A 6,683-nucleotide genomic window follows, 5' to 3' on the forward strand; every position below is an offset into this window, starting at 1 on the left:
CCTGCCACTACCGTGGAGGCCGAGCCGAAGGAGGCCTGACGTGTCCGTCGAGCACAACACCCGCGAGATCGAGGACGGGGTCGTCACCGACCTGCGCGAGCGGATGACCTACGGCTCCTACCTGGGGCTCGACTCGCTGCTCGCGTCGCAGCACCCGCGCAGCCGCCCGGAGCACCACGACGAGATGCTCTTCATCATCCAGCACCAGACGACCGAGCTCTGGCTCAAGCTCGTCATCCACGAGCTCGATGACGCGAGGAGGCTGCTCGCGGCCGACGACCTCGGCGCGGCGCTCAAGCGCATCGCGCGCGTCAAGCACATCCAGGAGGTGCTGACGCAGCAGTGGTCGGTGCTCGCGACCCTCACGCCCACCGAGTACGCGCAGTTCCGCGGCGCCCTCGAGGGCGCATCCGGCTTCCAGAGCGCGCAGTACCGCATGGTCGAGTTCGCGCTCGGCAACAAGCACGAGCGCATGCTGCAGGTGTTCGAGTCGAGCCCCGCCGAGCACGCGGCGCTCGCGGCCGAGCTCGAGCGGCCGAGCCTCTACGACGAGTTCCTGCGGCTGCTCGCGCGCCACGGCCACGACGTGCCCGCCGAGGTGCTCGAGCGCGACGTCACGAAGGCGCACGTCTACACCGAGTCGCTCGTGCCCGTCCTCCAGCGCATCTACGAGGGCGCCGCCGAGCCGGGAGCGCCCGACTGGCGCGCCTACGAGACGTGCGAGGAGCTCGTCGACCTCGAGGACAACTTCCAGCTCTGGCGCTTCCGGCACCTGCGCACCGTGACCCGCACGATCGGTCGCAAGACCGGCACGGGCGGCTCGAGCGGCGTCGACTTCCTCGCCCGCGCGCTCGACCTGACCTTCTTCCCCGAGCTCTACGCCGTCCGCACGCGGATCGGCACGTGATCGCACCGGTCGTCGCCCGCGTCGCGCACGCGCGCATCGGCGGTCGGTGGGTGGCGGATGCGGTGGTCGAGCTGAGCGCGACCGGCTTGCGGCTCGTGCCCGACGGCGACGCGCCGCGGCGGCTGGCGCGCATCGAGGGAGCGCTCATGCCGCCGCTCACCGACGCGCACGTGCACCTCGGCCTCTGCGACGCGGCCCGCGACGAGCCGACCGCGCTCGGCCGCGTGCTCGACCTCGGCTGGGCGCCGAGTGAGCTGCCCGCGCTCGTCGACGCGGTCGCGGCCGCGCATCGCGGCGTCGAGGCGCGCTTCGCCGGGCCGTTCCACGCGGCCGTCGGCGGCTACCCGTCGGATCGCTCCTGGGCGCCGCCGGGATCGGTGGTCGAGCTCTCGACGCCGAGCGAGGCGGCCAGCTCCGTGCGCGCGCAAGCGGAGGCCGGCGCCGCCGCGATCAAGGTCACGCTCAGCAGCGACGACGGACCCGTGCTGGAGGACGATGTGCTCTCCGTGCTCGTCGCCGAGGCGCGCGAGGCAGGGCTGCCGGTCGTCGCGCACGCGCGCGGCGCGGGGCAGGTCGAGCGAGCGATCGCGGCGGGCGTCGACGTGCTCGCGCACGCGCCGTGGACCGAGCCCCTCGACGACGCCGTGATCCGCGCGGCCGCGCCCCGGCAGACGTGGATCTCGACCCTCGCGATGCACGAGCGCGACGGCGACGAGCGCGCCCTCGCGATCGCGACCGACAACCTGGCGCGCTTCGCCGCCGCAGGAGGATCGGTCGCCTACGGCACCGACCTCGGCAACGGGCTCGACCGCTTCGACCTCGACCCGGCCGAGATCGCTGGGCTCCGCCGCGCCGGCATCGACGGCACCGCGCTCGTCGACGCGCTGCTCTCCGAGCGGCTGCTCCCGCCCGGTCCGATGGTCGGCACGGTCGCGGGGGACGTCGTCGACGACGAGTCGCTGCTGGCCGACCTGCACCGCGCTCGATCGCTGCCCTACACGTGGTTCGACCAGGAGGCATCCGCATGACCGACCTCGCCCGCCGCGCCGCCGAGCTCGACGCCGCCGACCCGCTCGCCGAGCACGTCGACCGCTTCGTGCGCGGCGGCGACGTCGTCGCCTACCTCGACGGCAACTCGCTCGGCCGCCCGCTGCGCTCGCTGCCGCAGCGCTACGGCGACTTCATCGAGCGCGACTGGGGCGAGCGGCTCATCCGCTCGTGGGACGAGCAGTGGATGCGTCGGCCGTTCGACCTCGGGGATCGCATTGGCGCGCTCGTGGGCGCCGGGCCCGGGCAGGTGTTCGTCGGCGACTCGACGACCGTGCTGCTCTACAAGCTCGCGCGCGCCGCCGTCGACGCGCAAGCGGAGCGCGGCCGCACCGAGATCGTGATCGACGAGGACAACTTCCCGAGCGACCGCTTCATCGTCGAGGGCATCGCCGCCGAGCGCGGCTGCACGATCCGCTGGATCGAGGCTGACCCCGCCGGGGGCGTCTCGCTCGAGCAGGTCGAGGAGGCGGTGGGGGAGCGCACGGCGCTCGTGCTGCTGAGCCACGTCGCCTACCGCTCGGGCTTCGTCGCCGACGTCGCCGGCATCACGCGCGCCGCGCACGACGCGGGAGCGCTCGTGCTGTGGGACCTGTGCCACTCGGCGGGCGTCATCCCCGTCGGCCTCGACGAGCACGGCGTCGACCTCGCGGTCGGCTGCTCGTACAAGTACCTCAACGGCGGGCCGGGCGCGCCGGCGTTCGGGTACGTGCGCTCCGACCTGCACGAGCGGCTCGCGCAGCCGATCCAGGGGTGGATGGGCGCGGCCGACGTGTTCGCGATGGGGCCGCGCTTCGAACCGGCAGCCGGGCTCGGCCGCTTCCTGAGCGGCACGCCGCCCGTGCTCGCGACCGTCGCGCTCGAGGCGATGGTCGAGCTCGTCGAGTCGGTCGGCATCGACGCCGTGCGGGCGAAGTCCATCGCGCTCACCGACTTCGCCGAGGCGGCGCTCGCCGAGCACGTGCTGCCGCTCGGGGCGCGGCTCGCGAGCCCGCCCGCCGGGCCGCACCGAGGCAGCCACCTGACGGTGACGCATCCGTCGTTCCGGGAGGTCAACGCGCGGCTGTGGGAGCGGGGCGTGATCGGCGACTTCCGCGCGCCCGACGGCATCCGCATCGGGCTCTCGCCGCTGTCGACGACGTTCGCCGAGGTCGATGTCGGCGTCGCCGCGCTCGGGGAGGAGCTGCGGCGGGCGCTGCGCTAGTCCGAGGAACCGCGGCTAGCCGCGGATGACCTCGTGCACCGCGACGGCGGCGTCGACGGCCTGCTGGCCCGTGAACGCGGCCTCGCCGCCGTCCCAGCCGACCGAGACGGTCTCGAACTGGTCGAAGAGGTTGACGGTGCCCGCGAAGCGCTCGCTCAGCACGGGCGGCTCTCCGACGCCCATCACGAACAGGCCGCGCTCGTTCGCCCCCGCGTCGGACACGATGAGGCGCGAGCCCGAGATCGCGACGAGCTCGTCGGGCGCGAACGTGATGCCGCTCAGCGTGAGGCGCAGCGTGTCGCCGCCCGCGGTCCACGCGCACTGCCGCTCGACCGCGACGTCCTCCTGGTCCTGGGCGTCGCTCGCCGCCTGGTCGAACGAGAGCCCGCTCGTGAGCTCCGCGACGGCCGGCGCGATCTCGGCGCACTCGGGGAACTCGGTCGGCGGCGCGATCGGGTAGCCCTCGGGCGCGTCGGGGTCGCCCTCGGCCGTGATCGGCGACTCGCTCGCGCCCGGGAGCGGCCCGATCGCGGTCGGGGCGGGCGTCGGCTCCGCGCTCGGCTCCGGCGAGGTCGAGGAGCAGCCGACGAGCGCGAGCGCGGCGAGGGCGGCGAGGGGGAGGCTCAGGCGATGCACCCCAGCACGATACCCGCGCCGCCCATGCGCGCGGGCTAGGCTCGGAGGAGCGGGAGAACCCCGCCCCCACGCACCCCACCGCGCCCGATCGGCGCGCCGCCGCGGCAAAGGAGCCACCGTGACCGACACGCCCCAGTACAAGCTCGACCCGGCCCCGCAGGGCGAGCACCACTACGCCGGACCGACCCGCCTCGAGCGCGACTCGCTCGGCGAGCTGCCCGTCCCCGCCGACGCCTACTGGGGCATCCACACCGAGCGCGCCCTCATCAACTTCCCCATCACGGGCCGCTCGATCTCGGTCTACTCCGACCTCGTGAACGCGCTCGCGGTCGTCAAGCAGGCGTGCGCGCGCGCCAACCGCGAGATCGGCGTGCTCGACCCCGACAAGGCCGACCTCATCGACCGCGTCTGCATCCGCATCCGCGGGGGAGAGCTGCACGACCAGTTCAAGGTCGGCGTCATCCAGGGCGGCGCGGGCACCTCGACCAACATGAACACGAACGAGGTCATCGCGAACGCGTGCCTCGTCGAGCTCGGCCACCAGAAGGGGCAGTACGAGCACTTCCACCCGATCGACGACGTCAACCGCTCGCAGTCGACGAACGACACGTACCCGACATCGATCAAGGTCGCGATGGCGTTCACGCTCCGGCGCCTGCTCGACGAGCTCGCGAGGCTCGCGGATGCGTTCGACCGCAAGGCGGTCGAGTTCCGCGACGTGCTCAAGGTCGGCCGCACGCAGCTGCAGGACGCCGTGCCGATGACGCTCGGGCAGGAGTTCCGCGGCTTCGCGGTGACGCTGCGCGAGGACTACGACCGCCTCGAGGAGACCATCAAGTGGCTCGGCGAGGTCAACCTCGGCGCCACCGCGATCGGCACCGGCATCACCGCCGACCCACGCTACGCCGAGGCGGCCTCCCGCCACCTCGCCGAGCTCACGGGGCTCCCGATCGTGCCCGCCGCCGACCTCATCGAGGCGACGAGCGACACGGGCGTGTTCATGCTCGTCTCCGGCACGCTCAAGCGCGCCGCGGTGAAGCTCTCGAAGATCTGCAACGACCTGCGCCTGCTCTCCTCGGGCCCGCAAGCCGGCTTCGGCGAGATCTTCCTGCCCGCCAAGCAGGCCGGCTCGTCGATCATGCCCGGCAAGGTCAACCCGGTCATCCCGGAGGTCGTCAACCAGGTGGCGTTCGCCGTCATCGGCTCCGACGCGACGGTGACGGCGGCATCCGAGGCGGGCCAGCTGCAGCTCAACGCGTTCGAGCCGGTCATCGCCCACTCGATCCTGCAGAGCCTGCACTGGATGACGCAGGCGTGCCTCACGCTGCGCGTCAACTGCGTCGACGGCATCGAGGCGAACCACGAGCGGCTCGACCTCATGGTCGGCAGCTCCGTTGGCGTCGTCACGGCGCTCACGCCCTACCTCGGCTACGCGGCGTCCGCGCAGCTCGCCAAGGAGGCGCTCACGGGCCACAAGTCGATCGCCGACCTCGTCGTCGAGGCGGGCCTCATGGAGCGCGAGCGCGTCGAGAAGCTGCTCGAGCCCGCGCGACTGTCGGGACTGCACCCCGCGACCGCGGCGATCCCGGTGATCCTGCCCGACGACGAGGGCTGAGGGGCACCGCCGCTCGGTACGCTCGCGGGGTGAACGCCACCACGTCGTCGCTCTCGCCCCTGCGGCGCCAGCAGGGCCCGAGCGCCGGGCTCGTGTTCGGCCTCGTCGGCATCGGCGTGCTCGCGCTCGCCTCCTTCCTCGTCATCTGGTTCCTCGGCGGCGCGATCGGCAGCCCGCTGCTCGTCGCGGTCTCCGGCGTCATGGCGCTCGTGCCGCTCGGCTTCGTGCTCTGGGCGGTGCTCGCGATCGACCGCTGGGAGCCCGAGCCGCGCGTGGCGCTGTGGTTCGCGGCGCTGTGGGGCGGCATCGCGGCCGTGCTGCTGACGCTCGCGCTCAACGGCTTCGTGCTCGAGCCCCTCGTCGCGCCCTTCCTGCGGACGGCCGAGCAGTACGAGCTCTACGCGACGGTCATCCAGGCGCCGGTGACGGAGGAGCTGTGGAAGGGCGTGCCGGTCGCGATCATGTTCCTCTGCTTCCGGCGCAGCTTCGACGGCCCTGTCGACGGCGTCGTGATCGCGGCGCTGTCGGCGGCGGGCTTCGCCTTCACCGAGAACATCCTCTACTTCGGCACCTCGCTCGCCGAGAGCGGCGACGGCTCGTTCATCTTCTTCCTGCGCGGCATCATGAGCCCGCTCACGCACGCGATCTTCACCGCGGTCGGCATCGGGCTCGCGCTCGGCTTCGCGGCGAGGCTGCGCTCGCGCTGGTGGATCCTCCTCGCCGGCCCCGTCGGCTGGTTCGTCTCGGCGGCCCTCCACGCGCTCTGGAACTCCGCGAGCTGGTGGGTCCCGGGCGGCACCGTCGGCTTCTTCGTCTACTACCTCGTCGTGCAGGTGCCGCTGTGCGTGCTCGCGGCGGTCGCGGTGTGGCTGCTGCTGCGCCAGGAGATCAAGCTCACGAGGCTTCGGCTCGACGAGTACGGCCGCGCCGGCTGGTTCTCGAGCGAGGAGGTCGACCGGCTAGCCTCGAGCGAGGGTCGCGCCGCGCTCATGGAGTGGGCGCGCTCCCGCGGCCTGCGCAGGTCGATGCGCGAGTACATCCTCACGGCGACGCGGCTCGCGAACCACCGCCAGCACGCACTGCTCGGCCGGGAGCGCGCCCGCTCGCGGCTCGTCGCCGACGAGGCGACCCTGCTCGCCGACCTCATGCACCACCGGCGGACGATGGCGAGCGCCGCGATCGGCCAGCCCGTCCCGGTCACCGCGGGAGCCCAGGTGCCGGCGGGGCAGGGGCCCGTGCAGCGCTACGGCGCCATGCCGCCCGAGGTGCCTCAC

Annotated in this window: 6 protein-coding genes; 5 read left to right on the forward strand and 1 reads right to left on the reverse strand. The window is 73.2% G+C overall.

Going from position 1 to position 6,683, the window contains the following annotated elements; all coding sequences use genetic code 11:
- Positions 1-40 precede the first annotated feature (40 nt).
- From L332_RS25825 to L332_RS25830, 3 genes are read left to right on the forward strand one after another with little or no spacing between them, the layout of a single operon-like run.
- Complete coding sequence (locus L332_RS25825; protein ID WP_021011216.1) at positions 41-907, forward strand: tryptophan 2,3-dioxygenase; 867 nt, start codon at positions 41-43, stop codon at positions 905-907.
- A complete protein-coding gene (locus tag L332_RS30415; protein ID WP_021011217.1) occupies positions 904-1,935 on the forward strand; it encodes an amidohydrolase family protein in 1,032 nt (343 codons plus the stop codon). Before L332_RS25825 ends, L332_RS30415 begins: the two co-directional genes overlap by 4 nt.
- The gene (locus tag L332_RS25830; protein WP_021011218.1) at positions 1,932-3,158 is read left to right on the forward strand and encodes a kynureninase; all 1,227 of its coding nucleotides are present in this window, start codon (positions 1,932-1,934) and stop codon (positions 3,156-3,158) included. Before L332_RS30415 ends, L332_RS25830 begins: the two co-directional genes overlap by 4 nt.
- A 15-nt stretch (positions 3,159-3,173) precedes the next feature.
- Here L332_RS25830 and L332_RS25835 read toward each other — a convergent pair whose 3' ends face one another.
- Positions 3,174-3,794 (reverse strand): hypothetical protein, encoded by a 621-nt coding sequence (locus L332_RS25835; RefSeq protein WP_021011219.1) that lies wholly within the window; start codon positions 3,792-3,794, stop codon positions 3,174-3,176.
- 118 nt (positions 3,795-3,912) lie between these two features.
- Between L332_RS25835 and L332_RS25840 the strand changes: the two genes are divergently transcribed.
- Positions 3,913-5,409 (forward strand): aspartate ammonia-lyase, encoded by a 1,497-nt coding sequence (locus L332_RS25840; protein ID WP_021065081.1) that lies wholly within the window; start codon positions 3,913-3,915, stop codon positions 5,407-5,409.
- 29 nt (positions 5,410-5,438) lie between these two features.
- On the forward strand, positions 5,439-6,683 hold a 1,245-nt coding region (locus L332_RS0115525), incomplete at its 3' end, for a PrsW family intramembrane metalloprotease (protein WP_052588715.1).

Source organism: Agrococcus pavilionensis RW1 (genome assembly GCF_000400485.1).
GTDB lineage: Bacteria > Actinomycetota > Actinomycetes > Actinomycetales > Microbacteriaceae > Agrococcus > Agrococcus pavilionensis.

What these genes read in the sequence shown, in the direction of transcription:
- L332_RS25830 (WP_021011218.1), top strand. Translation starts at nt 1,932, where the DNA reads ATGACCGACCTCGCCCGCCGCGCCGCCGAGCTCGACGCCGCCGACCCG.